This window comes from Streptomyces sp. NPDC088350 (assembly GCF_044753545.1).
Lineage (GTDB): Bacteria > Actinomycetota > Actinomycetes > Streptomycetales > Streptomycetaceae > Streptomyces.
The window spans coordinates 437,862-461,440 of the sequence record NZ_JBIVNL010000007.1; the positions used below are offsets into that span (position 1 = coordinate 437,862).

At 67.0% G+C, this 23,579-nt stretch carries 22 protein-coding genes and 1 pseudogene; 16 read left to right on the forward strand and 7 right to left on the reverse strand.

From position 1 onward, the window contains the following. Nucleotides 1–11 precede the first annotated feature (11 nt). Nucleotides 12–824 (reverse strand): aminoglycoside N(3)-acetyltransferase, encoded by an 813-nt coding sequence (locus tag ACIQBL_RS26660; protein WP_401945499.1) that lies wholly within the window; start codon nucleotides 822–824, stop codon nucleotides 12–14. A gap of 160 nt (nucleotides 825–984) precedes the next feature. Between ACIQBL_RS26660 and ACIQBL_RS26665 the strand changes: the two genes are divergently transcribed. The 10 genes from ACIQBL_RS26665 to ribD all read left to right on the forward strand — a co-directional run bounded on the left by ACIQBL_RS26665 (nucleotide 985) and on the right by ribD (nucleotide 11,726). Continuing rightward, nucleotides 985–1,716, forward strand: a complete 732-nt coding sequence (locus tag ACIQBL_RS26665) for a helix-turn-helix transcriptional regulator (RefSeq protein WP_401945501.1) — start codon at nucleotides 985–987, stop codon at nucleotides 1,714–1,716. Beyond that, nucleotides 1,713–3,137, forward strand: coding sequence for a Fe-S cluster assembly protein SufB (gene sufB, locus ACIQBL_RS26670; RefSeq protein WP_200716327.1), 1,425 nt, complete (start codon nucleotides 1,713–1,715; stop codon nucleotides 3,135–3,137). Before ACIQBL_RS26665 ends, sufB begins: the two co-directional genes overlap by 4 nt. A gap of 64 nt (nucleotides 3,138–3,201) precedes the next feature. Continuing rightward, nucleotides 3,202–4,383: a Fe-S cluster assembly protein SufD gene (gene sufD, locus ACIQBL_RS26675; RefSeq protein WP_401945502.1), complete on the forward strand. Its 1,182-nt coding sequence runs from the start codon at nucleotides 3,202–3,204 to the stop codon at nucleotides 4,381–4,383. Further along, complete coding sequence (locus tag ACIQBL_RS26680) at nucleotides 4,383–4,712, forward strand: non-heme iron oxygenase ferredoxin subunit (protein WP_043680971.1); 330 nt, start codon at nucleotides 4,383–4,385, stop codon at nucleotides 4,710–4,712. The genes sufD and ACIQBL_RS26680 overlap by 1 nt, the downstream gene beginning before the upstream one ends. 7 nt (nucleotides 4,713–4,719) lie before the next feature. Then, nucleotides 4,720–5,484 carry a Fe-S cluster assembly ATPase SufC gene (sufC, locus tag ACIQBL_RS26685; protein ID WP_401945504.1) on the forward strand — a complete coding sequence of 255 codons (765 nt, stop codon included), beginning with the start codon at nucleotides 4,720–4,722 and terminating at the stop codon, nucleotides 5,482–5,484. Continuing rightward, nucleotides 5,481–6,755 (forward strand): cysteine desulfurase, encoded by a 1,275-nt coding sequence (locus ACIQBL_RS26690; protein WP_401945506.1) that lies wholly within the window; start codon nucleotides 5,481–5,483, stop codon nucleotides 6,753–6,755. The genes sufC and ACIQBL_RS26690 overlap by 4 nt, the downstream gene beginning before the upstream one ends. Before the next feature lie 16 nt (nucleotides 6,756–6,771). Beyond that, entirely contained in the window at nucleotides 6,772–7,245 is a 474-nt protein-coding gene (gene sufU / locus ACIQBL_RS26695) for a Fe-S cluster assembly sulfur transfer protein SufU (RefSeq protein WP_401945507.1), read from the forward strand. Then, on the forward strand, nucleotides 7,242–7,580 hold the full coding sequence (locus ACIQBL_RS26700; protein WP_280877144.1) for a metal-sulfur cluster assembly factor: 339 nt from the start codon (nucleotides 7,242–7,244) through the stop codon (nucleotides 7,578–7,580). The genes sufU and ACIQBL_RS26700 overlap by 4 nt, the downstream gene beginning before the upstream one ends. Nucleotides 7,581–9,316: 1,736 nt before the next feature. Then, nucleotides 9,317–10,822, forward strand: coding sequence for a hypothetical protein (locus ACIQBL_RS26705; protein ID WP_401945509.1), 1,506 nt, complete (start codon nucleotides 9,317–9,319; stop codon nucleotides 10,820–10,822). Nucleotide 10,823: 1 nt separating this feature from the next. Further along, a complete protein-coding gene (gene ribD / locus ACIQBL_RS26710) occupies nucleotides 10,824–11,726 on the forward strand; it encodes a bifunctional diaminohydroxyphosphoribosylaminopyrimidine deaminase/5-amino-6-(5-phosphoribosylamino)uracil reductase RibD (RefSeq protein ID WP_401945511.1) in 903 nt (300 codons plus the stop codon). A 1,723-nt stretch (nucleotides 11,727–13,449) separates the two neighbouring features. On the opposite strand, the gene ACIQBL_RS26715 is transcribed toward ribD, so the two are convergent. From ACIQBL_RS26715 to ACIQBL_RS26730, 4 genes are all read right to left on the reverse strand, one after another. Beyond that, on the reverse strand, nucleotides 13,450–13,947 hold the full coding sequence (locus ACIQBL_RS26715) for a hypothetical protein (RefSeq protein WP_401945513.1): 498 nt from the start codon (nucleotides 13,945–13,947) through the stop codon (nucleotides 13,450–13,452). A 2-nt stretch (nucleotides 13,948–13,949) separates the two neighbouring features. Further along, nucleotides 13,950–14,186 carry a hypothetical protein gene (locus ACIQBL_RS26720; RefSeq protein WP_401945515.1) on the reverse strand — a complete coding sequence of 79 codons (237 nt, stop codon included), beginning with the start codon at nucleotides 14,184–14,186 and terminating at the stop codon, nucleotides 13,950–13,952. 474 nt (nucleotides 14,187–14,660) lie between these two features. Continuing rightward, nucleotides 14,661–16,454: a recombinase family protein gene (locus ACIQBL_RS26725; RefSeq protein ID WP_401945517.1), complete on the reverse strand. Its 1,794-nt coding sequence runs from the start codon at nucleotides 16,452–16,454 to the stop codon at nucleotides 14,661–14,663. A gap of 180 nt (nucleotides 16,455–16,634) precedes the next feature. Beyond that, a complete protein-coding gene (locus tag ACIQBL_RS26730) occupies nucleotides 16,635–17,498 on the reverse strand; it encodes an AbfB domain-containing protein (RefSeq protein ID WP_401945518.1) in 864 nt (287 codons plus the stop codon). A 253-nt stretch (nucleotides 17,499–17,751) separates the two neighbouring features. Here ACIQBL_RS26730 and ACIQBL_RS26735 point away from each other — a divergent pair, with 253 nt between their 5' ends. The 4 genes and pseudogenes from ACIQBL_RS26735 (at nucleotide 17,752) to dapD (ending at nucleotide 20,102) form a co-directional block, all read left to right on the forward strand. Next, entirely contained in the window at nucleotides 17,752–18,102 is a 351-nt protein-coding gene (locus ACIQBL_RS26735; RefSeq protein WP_401945520.1) for a DMT family transporter, read from the forward strand. Then, nucleotides 18,102–18,653: a TetR/AcrR family transcriptional regulator gene (locus ACIQBL_RS26740; protein ID WP_401945522.1), complete on the forward strand. Its 552-nt coding sequence runs from the start codon at nucleotides 18,102–18,104 to the stop codon at nucleotides 18,651–18,653. Before ACIQBL_RS26735 ends, ACIQBL_RS26740 begins: the two co-directional genes overlap by 1 nt. 96 nt (nucleotides 18,654–18,749) lie before the next feature. After that, a pseudogene (locus ACIQBL_RS26745) lies at nucleotides 18,750–18,974 on the forward strand (hypothetical protein); the annotation flags it as partial. Between the two features lie 138 nt (nucleotides 18,975–19,112). Further along, nucleotides 19,113–20,102 (forward strand): 2,3,4,5-tetrahydropyridine-2,6-dicarboxylate N-succinyltransferase, encoded by a 990-nt coding sequence (dapD, locus tag ACIQBL_RS26750; RefSeq protein ID WP_401945523.1) that lies wholly within the window; start codon nucleotides 19,113–19,115, stop codon nucleotides 20,100–20,102. A 66-nt stretch (nucleotides 20,103–20,168) separates the two neighbouring features. On the opposite strand, the gene ACIQBL_RS26755 is transcribed toward dapD, so the two are convergent. Further along, nucleotides 20,169–20,675 carry a hypothetical protein gene (locus tag ACIQBL_RS26755; RefSeq protein WP_401945524.1) on the reverse strand — a complete coding sequence of 169 codons (507 nt, stop codon included), beginning with the start codon at nucleotides 20,673–20,675 and terminating at the stop codon, nucleotides 20,169–20,171. A 142-nt stretch (nucleotides 20,676–20,817) separates the two neighbouring features. Between ACIQBL_RS26755 and ACIQBL_RS26760 the strand changes: the two genes are divergently transcribed. Both ACIQBL_RS26760 and ACIQBL_RS26765 read left to right on the forward strand, forming a co-directional pair. Then, complete coding sequence (locus ACIQBL_RS26760; protein WP_401945798.1) at nucleotides 20,818–21,375, forward strand: SigE family RNA polymerase sigma factor; 558 nt, start codon at nucleotides 20,818–20,820, stop codon at nucleotides 21,373–21,375. Next, nucleotides 21,372–22,604, forward strand: a complete 1,233-nt coding sequence (locus ACIQBL_RS26765; protein ID WP_401945526.1) for a WD40 repeat domain-containing protein — start codon at nucleotides 21,372–21,374, stop codon at nucleotides 22,602–22,604. Before ACIQBL_RS26760 ends, ACIQBL_RS26765 begins: the two co-directional genes overlap by 4 nt. On the opposite strand, the gene dapA is transcribed toward ACIQBL_RS26765, so the two are convergent. Next, a complete protein-coding gene (dapA, locus tag ACIQBL_RS26770; RefSeq protein WP_401945527.1) occupies nucleotides 22,605–23,513 on the reverse strand; it encodes a 4-hydroxy-tetrahydrodipicolinate synthase in 909 nt (302 codons plus the stop codon). It lies immediately after the preceding gene. Nucleotides 23,514–23,579 lie beyond the last annotated feature (66 nt).

Below are 23,579 nucleotides of genomic sequence, written 5' to 3' on the forward strand. Positions count from 1 at the left end.
CGGCGAGCGGCTCAGGCGGGCGGGTGCGGGATCTCCTCCTCACGGGGGCGGTGCAGGGGCAGCCAGCGCTCCGCGTAGGCCACGGCGTCGGCCACCGGGAACAGCCGTGCGTCGGCCGCGCCCACCCGCCCCCGTACGACCGGACGGTCCCGTTCGAAGTCGTGCCCCAGCTCGTCGAAGCGGTCCGAGGAGATCGACACCTCGGTCACCGTCTCCCAGCCGGCCGGTCCAGGACGGCCGACCTCGGCCGGCGGGGACGGGATGCGGTACTCGGCGAGATGGAAGCTCGTGCAGGTGTCGTAGCCCGCGCCGAGCAGCAGCACGCGCGCGTGGAGGGCCTCCAGACGGGCCAGCGGGCTGCGCTCGCCGAGCCGGCAGTCGGTCGCGTGGCCGTCCAGGATCTCGGCCGCGCGGGGGCCGATCGCCGCGAAGGACGTCTGCGGGTGCGCGGAGCGCCGGGCACCGGGCCAGGTGCGCAGGGTCTCCGGGACGACGCCCACGCCGCGCGAGGGCGTGACGAGGGGGTCGTAGGACGGCATGGAGGCGCGGATGGTGTCCCACCACTCGCGGGGGACCGGAGGGTTCGCCCAGTGGGCCGGGTCCGAGAGGTCGCCGGACTGGGTGGGGACGACCAGGGTGCCGTCCGGGCCGAGTGCGTCGAGGAGCCCCTGGATGACCGCCACGGCGCCTCCGCAGACCCATCCGAGTGAGCTCAGGGAGGTGTGCGCGAGGAGGATCTCACCGGGGCGGACGCCCAGGTCGCGCAGGTGTGCGGCGACTGTGTCCCGGGTGACAAGTGGGCCGGTGGGAGGGGGTGTGGGCATGGGTGTGGAGTGTCCCGTAAGGGGGTCGGTGGCGCCAGTGAATTGATCGATCAAAGATCGTTTTCGCAGGTCAGATTAGGTATGCCTAAGTGATGCAGCGCACCGTCCATCCGTCGGGCGCGGGTTGTCAGGCTCTGAGGAATTACGCAACAATGGCGTTGTGAAAAACGTTGGCGAGGCTCCGCAGGAGGAACTCGCGACCGGTGAGCGGTCCACCCGCAACCGTGTCGCGCGCTCCATCCTGGACCACGGCCCGTCGACCGTGGCCGACCTCGCCGGCCGGCTGGGGCTGACCCAGGCCGCCGTACGCCGTCATCTCGACGCACTCGTCGCCGACGACGTCGTGGAAGCACGTGAGCAGCGGGTCTACGGAGCGCGCACGCGCGGCCGGCCCGCGAAGGTGTTCGCCCTGACCGACTGCGGCCGGGACGCCTTCGACCAGTCCTACGACAAGCTCGCCGCGGACGCGCTGCGCTGGATCGCGCAGCGTGAGGGCGGGGACGAGGCCGTCGTGGCCTTCGCCCGCGACCGCATGGCCGCCCAGGCCATCGCGTACCGCGAGGTCGTCGAGGCCGCCGCGCCCGAGAACCGCGCGGAAGCCCTGGCCAAGGCCCTGAGCGTGGACGGGTACGCTGCTACGGCGCGTAGCGCACCGGTCGGTGAGCAGCTCTGCCAGCACCACTGCCCGGTCGCCCATGTCGCCGAGCAGTTCCCGCAACTGTGCGAGGCGGAGACAGAGCTCTTCTCCCAGCTGCTCGGCACCCATGTCCAGCGACTGGCGACCATCGCCCACGGCGACGGTGTGTGCACCACGTTCATCCCAAAGATTTCCAAGACCGTTTCTGATCTACCCCACGCATCTGCCAGTACCGCCGGGAGGAACCCCGCATGACGCTCCCCATCGAGGAGACCGCCCACCCCGAGCTCGAGGGTCTGGGCACGTACGAATACGGCTGGGCCGACTCCGACGTGGCCGGTGCCTCCGCCAAGCGCGGCATCAACGAGGACGTCGTCCGGGACATCTCCGGCAAGAAGAGCGAGCCGGAGTGGATGACCAAGCTCCGCCTCAAGGGCCTGCGCCTGTTCGAGAAGAAGCCCATGCCGAACTGGGGCTCCGACCTCTCCGGCATCGACTTCGACAACATCAAGTACTTCGTGCGCTCCACGGAGAAGCAGGCGGAGTCCTGGGAGGACCTGCCCGAGGACATCAAGAACACGTACGACAAGCTCGGCATCCCCGAGGCGGAGAAGCAGCGCCTCGTCGCCGGTGTCGCGGCCCAGTACGAGTCCGAGGTCGTCTACCACCAGATCCGTGAGGACCTGGAGGAGCAGGGCGTCATCTTCCTCGACACCGACACCGCCCTGAAGGAGCACCCGGAGCTCTTCAAGGAGTACTTCGGCACCGTCATCCCGGTCGGTGACAACAAGTTCGCGTCGCTGAACAGCGCGGTGTGGTCCGGCGGTTCGTTCATCTACGTGCCGAAGGGCGTGCAGGTCGAGATCCCGCTGCAGGCCTACTTCCGGATCAACACGGAGAACATGGGCCAGTTCGAGCGGACCCTGATCATCGTCGACGAGGGTGCCTACGTGCACTACGTCGAGGGCTGTACGGCGCCGATCTACAAGTCGGACTCCCTGCACAGCGCGGTCGTCGAGATCATCGTCAAGAAGAACGCCCGCTGCCGTTACACGACCATCCAGAACTGGTCGAACAACGTCTACAACCTGGTCACCAAGCGCGCCGTCGCCTACGAGGGCGCGACCATGGAGTGGATCGACGGCAACATCGGCTCCAAGGTGACGATGAAGTACCCGGCCGTCTACCTGATGGGCGAGCACGCCAAGGGCGAGACCCTCTCCATCGCCTTCGCGGGCGAGGGCCAGCACCAGGACGCCGGCTCCAAGATGGTCCACATGGCGCCGAACACCTCCTCCAACATCGTCTCCAAGTCGGTGGCGCGCGGCGGCGGTCGTACGTCCTACCGCGGTCTCGTCGAGATCGGCGAGGGCGCCCACGGCTCCAAGTCGAACGTGCTGTGCGACGCGCTGCTCGTCGACACGATCTCCCGCTCGGACACGTACCCGTACGTGGACGTCCGCGAGGACGACGTGTCCATGGGCCACGAGGCGACCGTCTCCAAGGTCTCCGAGGACCAGCTCTTCTACCTGATGAGCCGCGGTCTGACCGAGTTCGAGGCGATGGCGATGATCGTGCGCGGCTTCGTCGAGCCGATCGCCAAGGAGCTGCCGATGGAGTACGCCCTTGAGCTCAACCGGCTGATCGAGCTGCAGATGGAAGGCGCGGTCGGTTAACACCGGTCTTCTTTAAGAAGCAGCAAGCGAATTCTGACGCAGGAAAGAGAGCAGACCGACAGCCATGGCTGAGGCTCAGAGTATTCCGGTGGGGTCCACCACCGCCGGCGCGGTGGCAGTTGCCGCCGAGTCGACCGTCGCCACGCGCATGAGCGCGCCCCCCTCCTTCGACGTGGCGGACTTCCCGGTCCCCCACGGCCGCGAGGAGGAGTGGCGGTTCACCCCGCTGGAGCGCCTGCGCGGGCTGCACGACGGCACCGCGGTCGCCACCGGCGAGGGCGTGAAGGTGGACGTCCAGGCCCCCGAGGGCGTCACCGTCGAGACCGTGGGCCGCGAGGACGCGCGCCTCGGCAGGGCGGGCACCCCCGTGGACCGCGTCGCCGCCCAGGCGTACTCGGCGTTCGAGAAGGCCGGCGTGATCACCGTCCCCAAGGAGACGGTCCTCACCGAGCCGATCCGGATCGCCGTGCACGGCGAGGGCGGGGTCGCCTACGGCCACCAGGTCGTCGAACTCGGAGCCTTCGCCGAGGCCGTCGTCGTCATCGACCACACCGGTGACGCGGTCCTCGCCGCCAACGTCGACTACGTCATCGGCGACGGCGCCAGGCTGACCGTCGTCTCCGTCCAGGACTGGGACGACAAGGCCGTGCACGTCGGCCAGCACAACGCGCTGATCGGCCGCGACGCCACCTTCAAGTCGTTCGTCGTCACCTTCGGCGGCGACCTCGTACGACTGCACCCGCGCGTGGCCTACGCAGGACCCGGCGGCGAGGCCGAGCTGTTCGGCCTGTACTTCACGGACGCCGGCCAGCACCAGGAGCACCGCCTCCTGGTCGACCACAACGTCCCGCACTGCAAGTCCAACGCCGTCTACAAGGGCGCGCTCCAGGGCGAGGGCGCCCACGCCGTGTGGATCGGTGACGTGCTCATCGAGGCCAAGGCCGAGGGCACCGACACGTACGAGATGAACCGCAACCTCGTGCTGACCGACGGTGCCCGCGTCGACTCCGTGCCGAACCTGGAGATCGAGACCGGCGAGATCGTCGGCGCCGGACACGCCTCCGCGACCGGCCGTTTCGACGACGAGCAGCTCTTCTACCTGATGGCCCGCGGCATCCCGGCCGACGAGGCCCGCCGTCTGGTGGTCCGCGGCTTCTTCGCCGAACTGGTCCAGCAGATCGGTGTCGCCGACATCCAGGAGCGGCTGCTGGAGAAGATCGACGCGGAGCTGGAGGCGTCGGTCTGATGTCGTTCGTACGCGCCTGTGGGCTGAGCGAGCTGGAGGAGGACACCCCGAAGCGGGTGGAACTCGACGGCACGCCGGTCTCGGTCGTCCGTACCGCGGGAGAGGTGTTCGCGATCAACGACATCTGCTCGCACGCGAACGTCTCGCTCTCCGAGGGCGAGGTGGAGGACTGCCAGATCGAGTGCTGGCTGCACGGCTCCGCGTTCGACCTGCGCACCGGCAAGCCGTCCGGCCTTCCCGCCACGCGCCCCGTACCCGTTTACCCCGTAAAGATCGAAGGGGGCAGCGTCCTCGTTGACGTACGCGCCTCCCTCACCCAGGAGTCCTGAGGAACCCATGGCAACGCTTGAAATCCACGACCTGCACGTCACCGTCGAGGCCGACAACGCCACGAAGGAGATCCTCAAGGGCGTCGACCTCACCGTGAAGCAGGGCGAGACCCACGCCATCATGGGCCCGAACGGCTCCGGCAAGTCGACCCTCGCCTACTCGCTCGCCGGCCACCCGAAGTACACGATCACCGGCGGCACCGTCACCCTCGACGGCGAGGACGTCCTGGAGATGTCCGTCGACGAGCGCGCCCGCGCCGGCCTGTTCCTCGCGATGCAGTACCCGGTCGAGGTCCCCGGTGTGTCCGTCTCCAACTTCCTCCGTACGTCCGCCACCGCCATCCGCGGTGAGGCGCCGAAGCTGCGCACCTGGGTGAAGGAGGTCCGGGAGACCATGGAGCGCCTCTCCATGGACCCCGCCTTCGCCGAGCGCAACGTCAACGAGGGCTTCTCCGGCGGTGAGAAGAAGCGCCACGAGATCCTTCAGCTGGAGCTGCTCAAGCCGAAGATCGCGATCCTCGACGAGACCGACTCCGGCCTGGACGTCGACGCCCTGCGCGTCGTCTCCGAGGGCGTCAACCGGGTCCGCGAGACCGGTGAGGTCGGCACCCTGCTGATCACGCACTACACGCGCATCCTGCGCTACATCAAGCCCGACTTCGTGCACGTCTTCTCCGGCGGCAAGATCGTCGAGTCCGGCGGCGCCGAGCTCGCCGACAAGCTGGAGAACGAGGGCTACGAGGTCTACACGAAGGGTGGCGTATCCGCGTGACGCAGACGCCGGGCCTCCTCACGAGTACTTCTCAGCTGCTCGACGAGGCGATCCGCAAGGACTTCCCCATCCTGGACCGCACGGTCCACGACGGTAAGAAGCTCGTGTACCTGGACAACGCGGCGACCTCGCAGAAGCCGCGCCAGGTGCTGGACGCCCTGAACGAGTACTACGAGCGCTACAACGCCAACGTCCACCGCGGTGTGCATGTGCTCGCCGAGGAGGCCACGGCGCTGTACGAGGGCGCGCGCGACAAGGTCGCCGCGTTCATCAACGCGCCCAGCCGCGACGAGGTGATCTTCACCAAGAACGCCTCCGAGTCGCTCAACCTCGTGGCCAACATGCTGGGCTGGGCCGACGAGCCCTACCGCGTGGACCACGAGACCGAGATCGTCATCACGGAGATGGAGCACCACTCCAACATCGTGCCGTGGCAGCTGCTCTCGCAGCGCACGGGCGCGAAGCTGAAGTGGTTCGGCCTCACGGACGACGGCCGGCTGGACCTCTCGAACATAGACGAGGTCATCACGGAGAAGACGAAGATCGTCTCCTTCGTGCTGGTCTCGAACATCCTGGGCACGGTCAACCCGGTCGAGAAGATCGTGCGCCGCGCGCAGGAGGTCGGGGCCCTGGTCCTGATCGACGCCTCGCAGGCCGCGCCGCACATGCCGCTGGACGTCCAGGCGCTCCAGGCCGACTTCGTGGCCTTCACCGGCCACAAGATGTGCGGCCCGACGGGTATCGGTGTGTTGTGGGGCCGCCAGGAGCTCCTGGAGGACCTCCCGCCGTTCCTCGGCGGCGGCGAGATGATCGAGACCGTGTCGATGCACTCGTCGACGTACGCACCCGCCCCGCACAAGTTCGAGGCGGGCACCCCGCCGATCGCCCAGGCAGTCGGGCTCGGCGCGGCGATCGACTACCTGTCGGCGATCGGCATGGACAAGATCCTCGCCCATGAGCACGCGCTGACCGAGTACGCGGTGAAGCGCCTGCTGGACGTCCCCGACCTGAAGATCATCGGCCCCACCACGGCCGAGGACCGGGGCGCGGCGATCTCCTTCACGCTCGGCGACATCCACCCGCACGACGTGGGCCAGGTGCTGGACGAGGAAGGCATCGCGGTCCGGGTCGGCCACCACTGCGCGCGGCCGGTCTGCCTCCGCTACGGAATTCCTGCGACCACGCGAGCGTCGTTCTATCTGTACTCCACGCCGGCCGAGATCGACGCACTGGTCGACGGTCTGGAGCACGTACGGAACTTCTTCGGCTGAGGGGCTGGCTGAGATCGTGAAGCTGGATTCGATGTACCAGGAAGTCATCCTGGACCACTACAAGCACCCGCACGGCCGGGGCTTGCGGGATGGCGACGCCGAGGTGCACCACGTCAACCCGACGTGCGGCGACGAGATCACGCTGCGCGTGAAGTACGACGGCGAGCAGATCACCGACATCTCCTACGAGGGCCAGGGCTGCTCCATCAGCCAGGCCTCGGCCTCCGTACTGAACGACCTCCTCGTCGGCAAGGAGCTGTCCGAGGCGCAGCGGATCCAGGAGACCTTCCTGGAGCTGATGCAGTCCAAGGGCCGCACCGAGCCCGACGAGGCGATGGAGGAGGTGCTGGAGGACGCGATCGCGTTCGCCGGTGTCTCCAAGTACCCGGCACGGGTGAAGTGCGCCCTCCTCAGCTGGATGGCGTGGAAGGACGCGACGGCCCAGGCCCTGGGCGGAGCCGACGCCGACGCGGAAAGGAAGACGGCATGAGTGACACCGAGACCATGGAGATCAAGCCCGCCTCCGAGGAGGAGGTCCGCGAGGCCCTCCTCGACGTCGTCGACCCCGAACTGGGCATCGACGTCGTCAACCTCGGCCTGATCTACGGCGTGCACATCGACGACGCGAACATCGCGACCATCGACATGACGCTGACCTCGGCGGCGTGCCCGCTGACGGACGTCATCGAGGACCAGGCCAAGTCCGCCACGGACGGCCTCGTCAACGAACTCCGCATCAACTGGGTGTGGATGCCGCCGTGGGGTCCGGACAAGATCACGGACGACGGGCGCGAGCAGCTTCGGGCGCTGGGGTTCAACGTCTGAGCCCTCGGGTTCTTCTGGATCCACTGGAAACGGCCATACCTTTCGGGTATGGCCGTTTCGCTGCATCTTCTGGTGCGGGGTGCGGGGTGCGGGGTGCGGGGTGCGGGATGTGCTGGACTGGCGGATTCCCCTCGGAGAGAGCACGCGAAGTCGTCATCGGGCCGGGCGAGGCCGTGGGCTGGGTGGTGCTCGCCGATCCCAACACTTCTGACTACCAGTTCTGAGCGTATCGGCTGGTCAGGCAACACAGAAGCCCTGCCCGGCAGTTGGCCGCATGGGCAGCTACCTGGGAGTGCCCTAGTCGACGGGAGCGAGCCCCCATTCCGCACGATCCGCTTGCTGATCCTGAATCTCTGTGTACCACTGGTCTGCCTGCGGGGACTCAGGACCATGGAAGTCAACTGCGGACCGGGCGAAGGCGATAGCTCCGCGGGTGCCCCAATCAGTGACCGCAACTAGGTCTTCGTGCGTGACTCCCGCTGCTTCGAAGATTCCGAGGGGTTCTTCATTCGCCATGGCAGAGACGGTATCGACGGATGCCCCTGCTGCGAGGGCGAAACGTCTGATTCCAACACGTAGGAACCCCGCCCGGACGAGTGTCCGAACGGGGCGTTTTCATGTGCGCGGACGGGGCTTGTCCAGCGAGGACCTCAGGGCATCAGTTCCCGTCCGTCTCCAAACACTCAGGGCACGTGACGGCTCGCTGCCACTCGGTCACCTTGCCGGTAGCGCCGCATACCGGCTTTCCCTCGCTGAGGCTGTGAACGGTCAGAACATCCTCCCCGGCCGTGCCGGTGAGTTCGCCAGTGGGCGCCAGGAGGTCTTGGTCATCGGTCATGGTCACTTGCTGGTCTCTCTGGTTGCGTTGCGGGGGTCGTTCGGGTGGCCGGAGAACGTGTGGGTGTGCATGTCGATCACGACTTGGCGAGCCATCGCGGGACTGTTCGTCGCGATTGCGGCCGTCAGACTTGCGCGTAGCCGGGCACACACCGGGCAGATGTCGGGGTCAACTTGGTCGGTGCGAGGGGTTCTCAGGTCTGCGCCCAAGAGCAACAGCGGTGGCTCGCTCACCTATTGCTCACCCCCTGCCGCCAAGGACAAGGGAGCGGGCAGGGAGGGGAGTTGGGGGCGAGGAGACGGAGGACCCTCAGTGTCGAGCGCTCCGCCGTACTGCGTCCACCAGCCCTCGGGCGAACCCGCATACGGCCCGTCCGGATCATCTACGAGACTGACCAACTTGGGGGCAGGTAACGCGCCCACACGAACGCAGGCCCGCTTCACAGGGGCGGTCACTGGGGGCACTCCAAGTGCCGGTACCGAACGGCGGGACTGAGTGAGGCTTCCCGAAACTCAACCCGGCGGCAGAGTTCGAGCGACTCGATTCGCTGCTGACAGTCGGGGCACGTCTCACCTGAGGGTGCGTAGGTCGTGTACTCCCCCTGTCTCGCGTCGGTGTCAGCCTCTGCGCGCTGGGGACTTCCCTGAAGTCTGGTTGTAGCTTTGGGCATTGCCGTCAACCTCCTACCGGTTGGTGGCCACGCCCCCGGACGTTCGCCGCGTCGCGGGGGTCTGACCGTTCGGCACGTGGGTCGCGCCGTCTGAAAAGCTTCAGCCGTACAAGGCACCTCCGGGAACCGCGAACGGGGAACCCCGCAAGCCCATTTGGGGAACCCCTCGGAAGCACCCGGACTACCCTGAGACGAGATCACTTCCGTCCCCGCAAGGTGGTGGCGCTCATGGACGATCGCGAGACACGGCGCATCGGTTACTCGCTGACGCTCCCTGACACGCTGCTACAGAGCGATGCCATGCGCGGAGCTTGCGCGGCCCGTGACTTTCAGGAGATCTTTCGTCTCGTCAACAGACGCACGGGATCCAGTTACGCAGTGATGGCTGCCGCAGTCGGCAAGATGACCAGTTCACGTGTAAGTGATGTAATCCGTGGCGTACGGAGAATTCGCGGGCAGGAAGTGATCGAACGCGTAGCTGACGGCTTCGGCATCCCCGGTGAAATGCTTGGGTTACCTCAGCGACCGTGGGAGGGTTCCCCGGAAAAAGGCCGTCTGCGTCAATCCCCGACCTACTCTGACCCAAGTCAAGAGGCGGCGGACGCAACGCATCTCTTCCCACGGAGCGACGAAGGAACTCTTACCACTACTCATTCTGATGTGCTTCTGGTCTCGGTGTGGATCGGGGGGAGGAAACAGATCGTGTCCATCAGCCGGCGAACCCTGATCACTGGCGCGATCGGCGCTGCCCTACAAGCAGCAGACCTAGCGCCATTTCCAGAACCCGTTAATGAGGCCAATCCAGTCTCCGCACCCTTGCCCAAGCTCGACGCAACCCGCATCGAAGCAGCTATAGAACACCTCCGAGACATGTGGCATTCTCTTGTCCGGGCCGACAATCTCTTCGGTCCACGGCACGCTCTCATGTCAGTGCATCAACAGCTATCCATCCTCGAATCGCTTCTGGAATACACCAGAGGTGCGCAGCGTTCCGAGTTGCTGAGACTAGCCGCCCAATATGCTGAGTCCGCTGCATGGCTGCATGAAGACTCGGCGGACATGCCGAACGCCACAAAGTGGACCAGCCAAGCCATGGAATGGGCAACCGAGTCCGGCGATCAAGCAATGGTGACGTGGACGCTTTTCCGCAAGAGTCAGCAAGCCACTACGAAGAGGAATGCAGCACAGACTATTAGTCTTGCTCAAGCAGCCCAACGAAATAGCTCCGTCCTCACAAGACCCATGCGAGCGGCTGCCATGCAGCAGGAGGCACACGGGTACGCATTGGATTCAGACGAGGTTTCTTGCCACGCCCGTCTGGACACTGCCCACGAATTTGCAGCCTCGCCTGACACAAAGGGAGACGCTCGTTCAGGGCACGGAGATTTCTGCACTGCAAGCTACATCGAGATTCAGCGCGCTAACTGCTGGCTAACCCTAGGGCGGCCCGATCTAGCCGTGCCACTTTTTGAAACTGCGCTCGACGAACTTCCCGACGCCTATCAGCGTGACCGAGGTCTCGCCCAAGCCCGTCTGGCGCTGGCGTACGCCGGGATACGAGAGTACGACTCGGCGGCAGCGCAAGCCACCTCCGCACTGAGCGTCGCGCGGAGTTCCGGATCATTGCGCACGATGCACGAGACGGTCTCCGCAGTTAACGCGCTTGGGGAAGTTCAAACCTCACAGGCGGTTTCTCAACTGTTTGACGCCATTAAGGAAGAGGGGAATTTCTGAAGTGGCGAACGCGTACGAGATGGCGGCCATGCGTCGCGCAATCGCAATTTCTGCTCAGGGCCTGGGGTCAACCAGCCCGAATCCACCTGTTGGCTGTGTCATTCTCGACAGTGAAGGACGATCGGTCGGCGAGGGATATCACGCACGCAAGGGTGAACCACACGCAGAGGTCAACGCACTCAATGCCGCGGGAAAGCAGGCAGAAGGTGGAACAGCCGTCGTAACGCTGGAACCGTGTAATCACTACGGACGCACACCACCTTGCCGCGAAGCCCTACTCAATGCGAATGTGGCAAAAGTGCTCATTGCCATAATGGACCCGACCTCTCGCGGTGAAGGCGGAGCAGCGCTTCTACGGAAATCAGGAGTAGAAGTTGAAAAGAACTTCCTAAAAGATGAGGCCCTTCTAGTTCTGGGCCCTTGGCAAGCTTCCCTGAGTCACGGCCGGCCATTCATTACATGGATCTACGAAGCAAGCGCAGACGGGAAACCTGACTTTAATTCCGCGCAGGATATTGCCTTTGAAGAAGCGGACATGCTGCGAAGGTCTTATGATCTCGTGGTTAACCAGGAAGGCGGCGTCGAAGAAGGCGATCCGGGGAGTCACGGTGAGGATGTATTCCGACTTCCGCATGGGGTGCTGGGCAACGACTTTGATGAAATGGCAAATGCGGTCAGAGGTACAGGGGTGCGATCTATTTTGCTATCCGGTGCAGTCGATAATTTTTCGCGGATTGCTTCAGCCGGAATGGTTGATCAGGTGATCTCCTATCTGCCGCAGACTCCGCCCTCTTATTCACCGGGGAAGGATGCTGGAAGGACTACCGCGATTCCGGACGGGTATCGACTGACCGAGGTTGTCCGGATTGCATCGCATGTCCGCCTGGTGGGACGCAGAGCTTAAAGCGTGCAGAAAACAAGAAAAGCCCTACTCCTCGAGTCGGGAAGTAGGGCTTTCTCGCGCAACGGAATTTGTTAAATCTTCCCCGCGCAAATACCTCAATGAGCCACGCGAGCTTTTTCCCTCCCTGCCGTTCTTTTACGGAAGGGCGAGGGGGGCACCCGCCTGGTCGGCTACGACCGACGGGGCTGGACGCGCTTGGAAGCCCAACCGCCCGGCTGGTGCTTCGCGGTCTCCTTGTTGTGGCACGTCGTGCACAGCGGATGGAGCCGAGAGAACGAGTCCGGATCTTTGGCGACCAGCGCGCGGTGCGACTCGGGCTGATTTGGGGTAATCGTCGGAGAGACACGAACGGGACTACAGCGGGACTACCGCTGAGCCGTGGTGCTCAACCGTCACACATGGTGCGCTTAGGCCATGACATCGACGAGCCAACCCGAGCGCCGTGCACCCGCCTTCGAACTCCGCTGTGGAGGTCTGCATTTGACCATCGAGCGCATCCCTCGTTGGCGCGTTTCAAAATGGCTGGTGGCAGCTCTCACCACTGCCACAGGAAGCGGGCTCGCGGCGTGGCTTACGTCCCGACGGTGACGCTCAAAGCAGCCGGGTACCGAGCAAGGTGGGTGGGGCTTGCAGTGCATGGGAAACCACCTCCAGCGAGGGCCCAGGCCGGCAACTTGGACATAAAGATTAGATAAGGAGTTCAGTCACTGCGCGTAAAACACCTAACGCGTTCCTTACGCCGTTGCCGGGCAAGCTAGGACCGATGCCACCGGGCACCACCGATGTAGAGGGGACTCGATGGAGCGCCAGACCGCCCGCCAACAGCAGCAGATACCAGCCTTTGAACTCAGGGTGGGAGGGCTTCACTTGACGATCCAGCGAGTCCCCGGATGGCTGGTGGCAGCTCTCGCCACGACCACAGGTAGCGGACTCGCGGCTTGGCTCACATCCCGGTGACCCACATCGGATCGGGCGCTCTGTTCGTTTTTGATCATATGAACGCCCCGGTATCTGTGGAATTTGACGTGCCGTCCGAGACACGGTGTCCTGCATCCATGACCAGGAACACGAGTGGCGGCGGCAATGGCCGTTCCCAGACCCATCCATTCGAACTCCACCCCGATGGAGTCGATGTGAGCGTGCACCACGTGCCAAACAACCCCATTGCGTGGCTGGGGGTAGCGTTCTTGGCCGTTGGTGCCGGTCTGGTACACATCAGCGGGGATTGGGTGCGGGCAGAAAGTCCTCACCTGTCTTGACCAAGTGGCAGCCATGGCAGAGGGGTTGAACGTTCGTGTCCGTAGCCTCGCCACGAGGGCGAGCGGCTACAGGTGGTCCACATCCACCACGTCCGCGAGGACGAGCAACCCGCACCGTGCACAGCGAGCACCACCACGGGTACCAACCAGAGCACGGAGCCGAGCGGCGGCCTGCCACACCCGGTATCAGGAGGGCGCGGGGACTTACGCCGCGTCGTAGCCATCTGGAGGGACGATCAGCGGAGCTATCTCTGTACCGTCCGGAAGTCGTGGCGTGAGATCTACCAGGATGAGCCGGCCAGCAGTGCCCGGAGCACGCATCCGCTGCTCACCGCGCGGCATGTATGTTCCGTCCTCGGGGTTGTCGGCAGCCAACTCGGGCCAGATGGGCCGACCTTGCGCGTCGCGCGGGAAGTACGGGTAATCCCCGTCCGGTCCGGGGTCGAGAGCATCAGTGGTCATGGTCAGCCCGTCCCCGAGACGTAGGCTTCGCGCGCCTCGTCCAGCTCGCGGGCGAACTCTGCGCCTTGTGCCGCCGCCTGCTTCTCTACCGCGCTCACGACCTCCTCAAGGATCCGCACGTCGTACCAACGCTGCTCGGGTGCCGTAACGGGCTCGCCCAACGCGGTCTGTGCCCGCTGGGCTTCGGTGACGACGTGACCGCGCTTGTAACGTGCCGCCCGGTATTCGACGTACGCCGCGAACCACGGCTCCGCAGTGAGCAGTTCAACGAATCGTGCGTGCGCATTGTCGCCGGAGCGAGCGGCGGTATCGGCTCGTTCCCACCACGTGTCGGCAAGGCCACGGTTGTACTCCGCCGAGCGTTCGGTGCGCCGTGCCAGTTCCGCCCCCTGCGCCTCCTCCAACTGGGCTTGCGCGTCAGCGAGCGGGCCGGACAGCTTCTCCGCCTGGGCCCGCAGCTTCGCTACTCGCTCGGCAGCCTTTTCGATCTCGGTCGTCATGCTCAGTTGCCTTCCTTGTTCACGTCACGCCCGTGCGCGGCGGCATTTTCCTTGTCGTTCTGGTAGTAGCCGAGACTCATACGAGCCGAGATGCCCATCCGGTCGAAGATCTCGGGGTGGGAAGCTTCGAGCTTCGCAAGCTCTTCCATCCGCTCGTCTCGCTTCCAGGCGTCTGCGCGGCTCTGACCCTTGTTGCGCGGACCGTCCAGGAAACCGACTTCGCTCAGAATGTGACTCATTGCTTTCTCCATCGTTCGTGTTCGGCGCGTGAGGGATCCCGCTGTGTGAGCGGGCATCTGCTGTACGGCGGGACGCCGTTCCGGTCCCCCACTCTGTTGTGGGGACCAGCAGATTCCCGGGGTGCTCTCTCCGGGACAGGTGGGGACGGACGCGATCCAGTCCCTCTATGTGCTGTAGAGCGGCAAGTTCCCGGACTCGGCCCGGGGTTCGGGGCTCGCTGCCTCCTGCGGTGCACCAACGGGCAGTTGGTTCCCGTCTGCTGGTCCATGGCGGAATGACGGTTCGGATGCCGTTTTGGTTTTCTCTCTATTTTTTCTTGTGCATTCAAAAAAGTAGGTCTATCCGTCATACCGTCATGGGCTGCCCGCTGGTCGTGCTGCCCCTCGCAGCCCCTCGGTCGTCCGTGCGCGGGCATGGGACAGCCCCGGCGGTCACATGGACTACCGGGGCTGTCACGGGGCCATACAAGGGTGCTACGTGAGGACCGGAACGCGCTCGGGGTGCTCTCGGGCAGGGTCGGTGACGGGCTCGGCGAGGGTGTGCACCGGTTCGGCCGTGGTCTCCGCAAGCCGTGCCACGGCACCGGGCACCGGGGGGACGTCCGCTCCGGTGGCTTCGGCTTCGGTGTCCGCAGCGGCTACGGCCACACCTTCCGCGGCGGGGTCCAGCTCACCCATCATGGTGAAGTCCACGCGGGACGTGTCCAGCTTCCGCCATCCGCCGCGAGTACCGCGCCGGACGTCCAGCCGCACCCCCGCTTCAATGAGCATGGCTCGCCGGCCCGCCGTGTCTGCGGCTTCCCACTCGTCGGCGAACGTGCGGCCCGTGGGGGTCACGACGCGCTGCGGGTCGACCTTTTCGCGGGTCTCCAACTCGGCTATGCGTGCGTCCAACGCGTCCGCGCGTTCCTGCCACAGTGCGGCAGCGTGCTTGGACTTCTGGCGCCCCTTCTGTTCCTGGTGCTCGGCGAACTCGGCCATGGTGGAACGGAGTTCGGGTTCCGGGTCGTAGCCGGGAATCTCGACCACATGCGTGGTCTGGACGGAGCCGGCCAGCCGCAGGAACTCGGCACTGACGTGGTCGTCCGCCCAGTCCGCGCGGATGTTGGCGGGCAGCGTGCACAGGTCGCCCCGTGCGTGGCTGTTGCACTTGTAGAAGGGGTTCACGCTCGCGCCGTTGCGGGTCGGCTTGGACAGGTACATGCGGCCCCCGCACGAGTCGCAGTGGATCACCCGCAACAGCAGTGCGTCCGTGTCCGACCGTTCCCGGTTGTCGATGCTGCGGGAGTCCAGCACCGCGCCGATGCGGTCGAACTCCTCGCGCGTCATGATCGGCTGTTCCGTCGCCATGACCGGGTTGCCCTGCGCGTCCCGGACGGGGTTGCCCCTGTGCATCTTCCAGCCGAGCAAGGACTCATTGCGCAGCATCCGCGTAATGACCGCAGGGTTCCACTGGAACGCGTCCTTGGTCTTGCCCCTCTCCCCGCCGGTCTTGCCGCCGGTCGCGCGCCCCTTCTTGATCGCCCAGTGGTCACGCGGGGTCGGGATCTTGTCCACGTTCAAGCCCACGGCGATAGCGGCAACCGTCACGCCCTCCAACAGCTCACGGACGATGCGCTCAATGACCTTGACGGCATCGAGGTCCGGTACGAGCGTCCAGCCCACCCCGCCTTGTTCCTCGGGCATCGGGGCGGGCATGTAGCCGTACGGCGGACGCGAGCCGCGCCACCGCAACGGCATCTTGCGAATGGCAGCCATGGCACCGGTGACCCGGTCCTTGATGCTCTGCGACTCCACCTGTGCCGCAAAGGCCAACATGAGCATCATGAGTTCGCTCATGGGGTCCATCGGGTTGCGGAAGTCGAACACCAGCCGACCCCCGCCGATGCCCTCGGCAAAGACCAACATCTTGCGGTGCTCGCGCGCCCACTTCGCGAGTTCGTGCATGTGGCTCATGGACCGGATGGCACGGTCGAACCGCCACCAGACAAGCGCGTCGTACTCGTCGGGGCGGGCGAGCCATCCGCCGAGCTGCGGACGGTCGAAGGGGCCGAACGCGGACGCGCTCACGTCCAGGTCGACGGCTTCGCGCAGCGCGTCACCCTCGCCGAAATCGATTCCGAGGGCTGCCGCCGCGATGTCGTCGGCTTCGCGCTGCCGCTCGGGGCTGGTGGTCTCGTCAGTGAGTACAGACAGCCGGACGCACCGCACCCCCCGAAGGGTCTCGGTGAAGACCGTCCCTACCAGGGGGTTGCGGGTAGTGGTCATGCTCTCTGTGGGGACCAGAGAGTTCCTGACGTTCTCGCCCTTGACCAGCACCGATGCCACCACGGCAACACTCCAGAACTACTAGTTCCGTGTGTTGGGAGACCCCGAGGGCAACGAGTTCTGCGTACGGCTGCCCAAGGCCTCGCTGATCGCCTTTCGTGACGTGACCGTCCAGGGGCCCTAGTTGAGCCCGTCCACCAGCCGGAACGCCGAGTCCTGCTGGTACAGGCCGCTGTTCTGGTACCTGTCCAGTTTGAGCTGGAAGTTCTGGTGGCGCAGGAAGCGGCCCGGGTAGTTGACCGACTCCAGCATCACCGCGCCGGGGTAGGACGAGGGGCGGGGGCAGAAGGTCGCGTCCTGTTTGAAGAGGGGCGAGCCGTCGTTGCGTTCCGCGCGGAGGATGAAGTCGCGGTGGCGGAGGTAGCTGCCGTCGGCCGTCGCGAAGGAGTAACAGGAGCTGTTGGCAAGGCCCTTGACCAGTTTGAAGGTGGCGGCGCGGCGGGCGGCGGCGGAGCCGATCGGGTTGAGCTTGACGTAGTCGCCGTTCACCTGCCAGTAGCGGTCCGGGTAGTTGACCGAGCGCACCGACTTCCAGGCGGCCGAGGAACTCGACGAGCCGGACGATCCGGATGAGCCGGACGAGGACGAACCCCCGTGGGACGAGGTCGACTTGGACGGCGAGGGCGCCTTCGCGGAGGGCTTGGAGCTGTGTTCCGCGGCGGCTGTCGACGTGCTGGGCGCCTTCGGGGAGGCCGGCGTGTGCTCGTCGGGTGTGGGGGTGCTCTTCTTCGACGGTGAGGCGTAGGAGAGCAGGCCGGGACCGTCCGTGCCGACCGCTGCCGTCGGATCGGCCTCCTTCGTGCGTGCTGCCTCGTCCGGTGACTTGTCCATCACGGCGATGGCGGCGACACAGGTGAGGACGGTGGTAAGGGCGAGGGCCCCGGCCAGCCAGAGCCGGCGGGTTCCGGGGGCCCGGGAGCTGTCGGGGGTCCAGCCGTTCTCCCAGGGGGAGTTGGGGGAAGGCGGGGGCGAACTGTCTGGCATGCGCTGTTCCTCCAGCGGCGCCCATGGCGACGGCCGTGACCGTGTGAGCCAGGTGTGTGAACGGTGAAACAGTAGTGGAGCGAGAGGACTCCGAGCAGCCGTTTCAGCGAGCGGTTTCTAGGAGATTCCCGGGCTCCGGTGCGCCGTAGCGGACTCTTGCGTGACGTATGGGACGTCGCGTCCCATTCCCGGTGCCTGATCCGCGAGCCGGACAGGCCGGACGGCATCTGGACGACCGCTCTGTGGGTCATCTGTGCCACCGCTGTTATGTACACTCGTACACATGGGATTCCTGATGCTCCTCACGGCGATCGCCGCGGAGGTGGGCGGCACCACCGCCATGAAGTTCAGCCACGGCTTCAGCCGGCTGTGGCCGTCGGTTCTCACGGTGCTCGGGTACGCCGTGTCCTTCGCGCTGCTCGCGCAGACGCTGAAGTCCATGTCGGTGGGTACGGCCTACGCGATCTGGTCGGGGCTCGGTACCGCGGCGATCGTGGGAATCGGGACGGTGTTCCTCGGCGAGGGCATGACCGTCGCGAAGGCCGCCGGAATCGCGCTGATCATCATGGGAGTCGTGGTGCTCAACATGGGCGGTGCGCACTGATGGCCCGGCGCTACGACCCCGAGCGGCGGCAGCGGATCATCGACGCGGCGATCCGGGTGGTCGGGGAGAAGGGCATCGCCGGGCTCAGCCACCGCTCCGTCGCCGCCGAGGCCGATGTTCCGCTCGGCTCGACGACGTACCACTTCACGACCCTCGACGAGCTGATGGTCGCCGCACTGCGCCAGGCCAACGAGGGCTTCGCCAAGGTGATCGCCGCGCGCGGCGGGCTGGAGGACCCGGACACCGACCTGGCCGGGGAACTGGCCGGCTGGATGGCGGAGTGGCTCGCGGGTGACCGCACGGGCGTCGAGCTGGAGTACGAGCTGTATCTGGCCGCCCTGCGCCGCCCCGCGCTGCGCCCCGTCGCCGACGAGTGGGCCCGCGACCTCGCCGAGCGGCTCTCCCGGCGGACGGACCCGGTCACCGCGCGGGCGTTGGTCGCGCTGATGGACGGGATCTGTCTCCAGGTGCTGCTGACGGACGCGCCGTACGACGAAGGGTATGCGCGGGAGGTGCTGGGGAGGGTGATTCCGCGGCCGGCGGGGAACTGAGAAGTCCGCCCGCGTCCTCCGTGGACTCTCGGCCCCCACCGGGTAACAGGCGGCGACACCACGGCATTTCGGCCCTGACGAATCGGGGGAAGCCTTGTGAGTGGAGCACCGCCGACGGCGGCGCGGGCCGGGGACGACGCGGAGATCGTCGCCCAGTCGGCGGAGAGACCGGAGCTGTTCGCCCCGCTCTACGACCGGTACGCGCCGGACATCCACCGCTACGCCGCCCGACGTCTGGGCGACGGCGCGGCGGACGACTCCCCCACACTCGAATGCGCTCGCGGGGGCCCCATCGCCGACACGTTCCTCGCCGCGTTCCGCGAGGGCCGTGGCGGACAAGGCCGGCGAACGAGGCTGACCCGGCGGCCCGGTCGGGCCGCCGGGCCCGTGCGTGTCGTTCCCTGAGACGCCCCGTGGACGAGTTGGTCCCCGCCGCCCCCGCCAGGTTAGGTTTCCCTCATGACCGACACGACCGCAGCTCGCACCACCGGCGCCGTTGCCGCCGGGCTCGCCACCCTCGCCGCCGACGGGACCGTTCTCGACACCTGGTTCCCCGCGCCCGAACTGTCCGCCGAACCCGGGCCCGCCGGTACGGAGCGGCTGTCCGCCGAGCGTGCCGTGGAGCTGCTCGGCGAGGGTGCGGCCAGGGCGATCGGCCCGGACGCCCGCCGGGGCGTCGAGGTGATCGCGGTCCGCACGGTCATCGCCTCGCTCGACGACAAGCCGCTCGACGCGCACGACGTGTACCTGCGCCTGCACCTCCTCTCGCACCGCCTGGTCAAGCCGCACGGCCAGAGCCTGGACGGCATGTTCGGCTTCCTCGCCAACGTCGCCTGGACCTCGCTCGGTCCGGTCGCCGTGGACGACGTCGAGACGGTGCGGCTGAACGCGCGCGCCGAGGGCCTGCACCTCCAGGTCACGTCCATCGACAAGTTCCCGCGCATGACGGACTACGTGGCCCCCAAGGGCGTCCGCATCGCCGACGCCGACCGGGTCCGCCTGGGCGCGCACCTCGCCGAGGGCACCACGGTCATGCACGAGGGCTTCGTCAACTTCAACGCCGGCACGCTCGGCACGTCGATGGTCGAGGGCCGGATCTCCGCCGGCGTCGTGGTCGGCGACGGCTCGGACATCGGCGGCGGCGCGTCCACCATGGGCACGCTGTCCGGCGGCGGCAACGTCCGGATCACCATCGGCGAGCGCTGTCTGATCGGCGCCGAGGCGGGCGTCGGTATCGCGCTGGGCGACGAGTGCGTGGTCGAGGCCGGGCTCTACGTCACCGCCGGCACCCGCGTCACCATGCCCGACGGCCAGATCGTCAAGGCCCGCGAACTCTCCGGCGCCTCCCACATCCTCTTCCGCCGCAACTCGGTCACCGGCACGGTCGAGGCCCGCCCGAACAACGCGGTCTGGGGCGGCCTGAACGAGATCCTGCACAGCCACAACTGACCACCGGCACAAGTGCAGTCGGGCGCCCTTCCGTTCACCGGAAGGGCGCCCGACCTGTGCCGGGCCTCATGCGCGGACGGTCGCCGCGAACTCCGCCAGGGCCGTGAAGTCGCCCTCGCGCAGACCGAGTCGGGGACTCACGTGGTGCGGCAGCGCCGGGCCGGGATGGTGGGCGGTCACGAAGTCGCCGTCGGCCGGGCCCTGTTCATCGTCCACCCACGCGAAGGGACGACCGTCGGCGTACGCCACGATCGTCTCCGTCTTCCAGTGCACACCGTCGGGCCGCTCGGCGAACAGACCGGCGCCGAAGTCGACGTACGGCAGCTCGGGCAGGCCGACGACCGGGGCGATCCAGCGGTTCGCGGCGTCCATCCAAGTGGTCGCCCAGCACAGGTCGTAGTCGAGACCGAGGAGTGCCGGGCCGTGCGCGGGGTTCAGCCAGACCCGTAGCGGGCGGCCCGGGCGCACGGCGGCCCTGATCGTCGTACAGCCCTCGGGGCGGCGCTCCGGCTTCGCGGCGTACGGGTTGAGGGGGCCGTCGACGTCGAGGAACAGCAGAGGGCGGCGGCTCATGTGGCCACCGTAGGGCAGCGGTTGGGCGAGGCGGGCGGAATTTTTCCCGGGCCGGCAGGCATAGCGGCCGTCGTCCGTACGCGTCCCAGGGATCACAGGGGCGGGGCATCGGGTGCCGTCGGGGAAGTGAGTGAAGGTGACGATGGATGCCGAAGGGCTGGAAGGTTTCCGGGACTTCGTGGACAACAGGTCCTCGGCGCTGCTGAGGACCGCTGTGCTGCTCAGCGGGGGAGACCGGCACGCCGGAGAGGATCTGCTGCAGAACGCGCTGGCCAAGGCGGCCGGACGGTGGGAGCGGATCGACGAACCCGAGGCGTATGTACGGCAGATCCTCTACCGCCAGCAGGTCAGCCGGTGGCGGCTGAAGTGGCGAAGACGCGAACTGACCGTCGCCGAACCGCCGGAGACCCGCGCGGCCCCGGACGCCTCGTCCGCCGCCGAACTGCGCGTCGTGATGCGCGAGGCACTGTCCCGGCTCACCGCCCGCCAGCGCACCGTGCTCGTGCTGCGCTATTTCGAGGACCTGCCGGAGGCCGAAGTGGCGCGGCTGCTGGGCTGTTCGGTCGGCACCGTACGGTCCACCACCCACCGCTCCCTGGCCCGGCTGCGTGTCCTCGCGCCCGAACTGGCCGTCCTGGGCCCGGCCGACACCGAGCGCGGCTCGTCCCGTGACCACTCGCCCGTGGAGGTGCGTTCGTGAACGTCGACGATCTCGTCCGCGACACGCTGCGTGAGCAGGCCGCCGAACAGCCCCCGGCGGGACCGGGGTTCGCCGACTGGGTACTCGCCGTCCGCCGGCGCCGCCGTAACCGGAGGCTGGTGACCGTGGTCGCCGCCGCGGTTGCGGTGGTCGCCGTCGCTGTGGGCGTGCCGCGGCTCGACTCGGGGAAGGGCGACGTCCGTCCGTCGGGTGTCGTGGACCGGGAGAAGGTGAGCGGTCACCCGAGCCAGTCGCCGCCGCACGAGCTGATCGCCGCCGGGAGCACGGCACTTGCCGCCTACTACATCCCGACCACGGTGAAGAAGTCGGCCACGGAAACCGTCACCGAGCGCACCTACTGGCTGCTCGACCAGAAGACCGGAACCTACGCGAAGGCGCCCAAGTGGTCGTTCGTCGCCGTCGCCCCGGGCATGAAGACCGCCGCCGTCCTGGAGCGGACCCTGCCCGCCTCCCGGATCGGCCTGCTCGACCTGGCCACCGGCGAGGTGAAGCGGTGGATCCAGGTCGACCACAAGGTCGGTGGTCTGTCGTTCTCGGCCGACGGCCGGAAACTGGTCGCGACGACCTACACCTACAACCCCGACGCGCAGTTCCAACCGGCGGACCCGAACGTCGGGGAGATCGAACGACCGTCGAGCCGCACCGGTTTCTACGTCCTCGACGTGGCCTCCGGCAAGGGCCCCTGGGGCCCGGTCGCGGTCGGCGACGGCCGGCGGGCGGACGGTAGGAACGGCCAGATCAACAACCGTCAGGACTTCACCCTCACCCGAGACGGCAGGTACGTCTGGGGCGGCGTCCCCTCGGAGGACACCGGCAAGCTGTTCTACGACCTCACGGGCACCGAGGTCCCCGCACCGGAGAACGGCGACAAGTACCTGACCTGGTTCCTCGGAGCGGGGCGGTCACCGAACGGCAAGCTCGTCGCCGGTGACTTCGCGGGCGAGAAATGGCACACCTCGTCCTACGTCATCGACTCCGCCACCGGCGCGAAGACCGAGATCCACGGACAGGAACTGCTCGCCTGGGCCGACGACAGGACACTCATCGCCTGGGACATCGGGAAGAGGGCGGGAACGGGGAAGAGCGAGTTCCACCAGCGTCTGGTACTGGTCACCATCGGCAGCGACAAGGAGGTACCGCTGAGCGGCTTCCACAAGGGCACCGACGTCAGCGCCGGACGGTGGAAGCCCGTCTTCGCCCGCCGCTGATCAGCCCGCCACGAACGCCTCGTACGCCGCCACCAGCCCGTCGACCGCCTCGCGGCCGGCGGGCCGCAGCGGTGCGCGGACCGAACCGCCGGGCAGGCCGAGCGAGTTGAGAAGGGCCTTGGCGGTGACCGTCCCGGGCAGTCCCGCCGACATCATCAACTCGATGAGCGGCGTGGCGCGTTGCTGGAGGCGGGCGGACACGGGGGTGTCGCCCGCCTCGAACGCGTCGAGGATCGCCCGGAGTTGGGCGGGCACGACGTTGGCGACCGTGCTGACGTATCCCGCCGCGCCCACCGCGTACAGCGCGAGAATGTGTTCGTCGCAGCCCGCGTAGTACGCCAAGCCGGCGCGGTCCAGCACCTTTTGGGTGCCGAGGAAGTCGTAGGAGCAGTCCTTGACCGCGACGATCCCGGGGTGCTCGGCGAGTCGGATCATGGTCTCCGGTTCGATACGGGTGCCGGTGCGGCCCGGGATGTCGTAGAGCACGAGGGGGAGTCCGGAGGCGTCGGCGACCTCGCGGAAGTGTGCCTCCAGGGCGTCCTGCGGGGGTCGGCTGTAGTACGGCGAGACGACCAACACCCCGTCGGCGCCCGCCTTTTCGGCCTCCAGGGCGAGTTCCACGGTGTGCCGGGTGTCGAAGGTGCCCACGCCCGAGACGAGGGGGACACCGTCGCCGACGGCTTCGCGGACGGCCGTGATGAGCGCGGACTTCTCCGCGTCCGTCGTGGTCGGCGACTCGCCGGTCGTCCCGGACAGTACGAGCCCGTCGCAGCCCTCCGACACCAGCCGGGCGGCGAGGAGCTGGGCGCCGTCGAGGTCGAGCGCCCCCGCCTCGGTGAAGGGCGTGACCATCGCGCACAGGGCGCGGCCGAAGGGGGGCGGCGGGGCGGAGGGGGTCGTGTTCGTCATGGGAGTAGTGTCGGCAGGGCGACAGTGAAGAACTACTTAATTCTTCTACCCTGTATTGGTAAGAGA

Bases quoted from the DNA above. Each gene is read 5' to 3' on its own strand.
- sufC (WP_401945504.1), top strand. From the start codon at position 4,720: ATGGCAACGCTTGAAATCCACGACCTGCACGTCACCGTCGAGGCCGAC.
- dapA (WP_401945527.1), bottom strand. From the start codon at position 23,513: ATGACGAACACGACCCCCTCCGCCCCGCCGCCCCCCTTCGGCCGCGCC.
- ACIQBL_RS26680 (WP_043680971.1), top strand. From the start codon at position 4,383: ATGTCGTTCGTACGCGCCTGTGGGCTGAGCGAGCTGGAGGAGGACACC.
- ACIQBL_RS26705 (WP_401945509.1), top strand. From the start codon at position 9,317: ATGGACGATCGCGAGACACGGCGCATCGGTTACTCGCTGACGCTCCCT.
- ACIQBL_RS26755 (WP_401945524.1), bottom strand. From the start codon at position 20,675: ATGAGCCGCCGCCCTCTGCTGTTCCTCGACGTCGACGGCCCCCTCAAC.
- ACIQBL_RS26740 (WP_401945522.1), top strand. From the start codon at position 18,102: ATGGCCCGGCGCTACGACCCCGAGCGGCGGCAGCGGATCATCGACGCG.
- dapD (WP_401945523.1), top strand. From the start codon at position 19,113: ATGACCGACACGACCGCAGCTCGCACCACCGGCGCCGTTGCCGCCGGG.
- sufD (WP_401945502.1), top strand. From the start codon at position 3,202: ATGGCTGAGGCTCAGAGTATTCCGGTGGGGTCCACCACCGCCGGCGCG.
- sufB (WP_200716327.1), top strand. From the start codon at position 1,713: ATGACGCTCCCCATCGAGGAGACCGCCCACCCCGAGCTCGAGGGTCTG.
- ACIQBL_RS26715 (WP_401945513.1), bottom strand. From the start codon at position 13,947: ATGACGACCGAGATCGAAAAGGCTGCCGAGCGAGTAGCGAAGCTGCGG.
- ACIQBL_RS26700 (WP_280877144.1), top strand. From the start codon at position 7,242: ATGAGTGACACCGAGACCATGGAGATCAAGCCCGCCTCCGAGGAGGAG.
- ACIQBL_RS26725 (WP_401945517.1), bottom strand. From the start codon at position 16,454: ATGACCACTACCCGCAACCCCCTGGTAGGGACGGTCTTCACCGAGACC.
- ACIQBL_RS26720 (WP_401945515.1), bottom strand. From the start codon at position 14,186: ATGAGTCACATTCTGAGCGAAGTCGGTTTCCTGGACGGTCCGCGCAAC.
- ACIQBL_RS26660 (WP_401945499.1), bottom strand. From the start codon at position 824: ATGCCCACACCCCCTCCCACCGGCCCACTTGTCACCCGGGACACAGTC.
- ACIQBL_RS26760 (WP_401945798.1), top strand. From the start codon at position 20,818: ATGGATGCCGAAGGGCTGGAAGGTTTCCGGGACTTCGTGGACAACAGG.
- ACIQBL_RS26730 (WP_401945518.1), bottom strand. From the start codon at position 17,498: ATGCCAGACAGTTCGCCCCCGCCTTCCCCCAACTCCCCCTGGGAGAAC.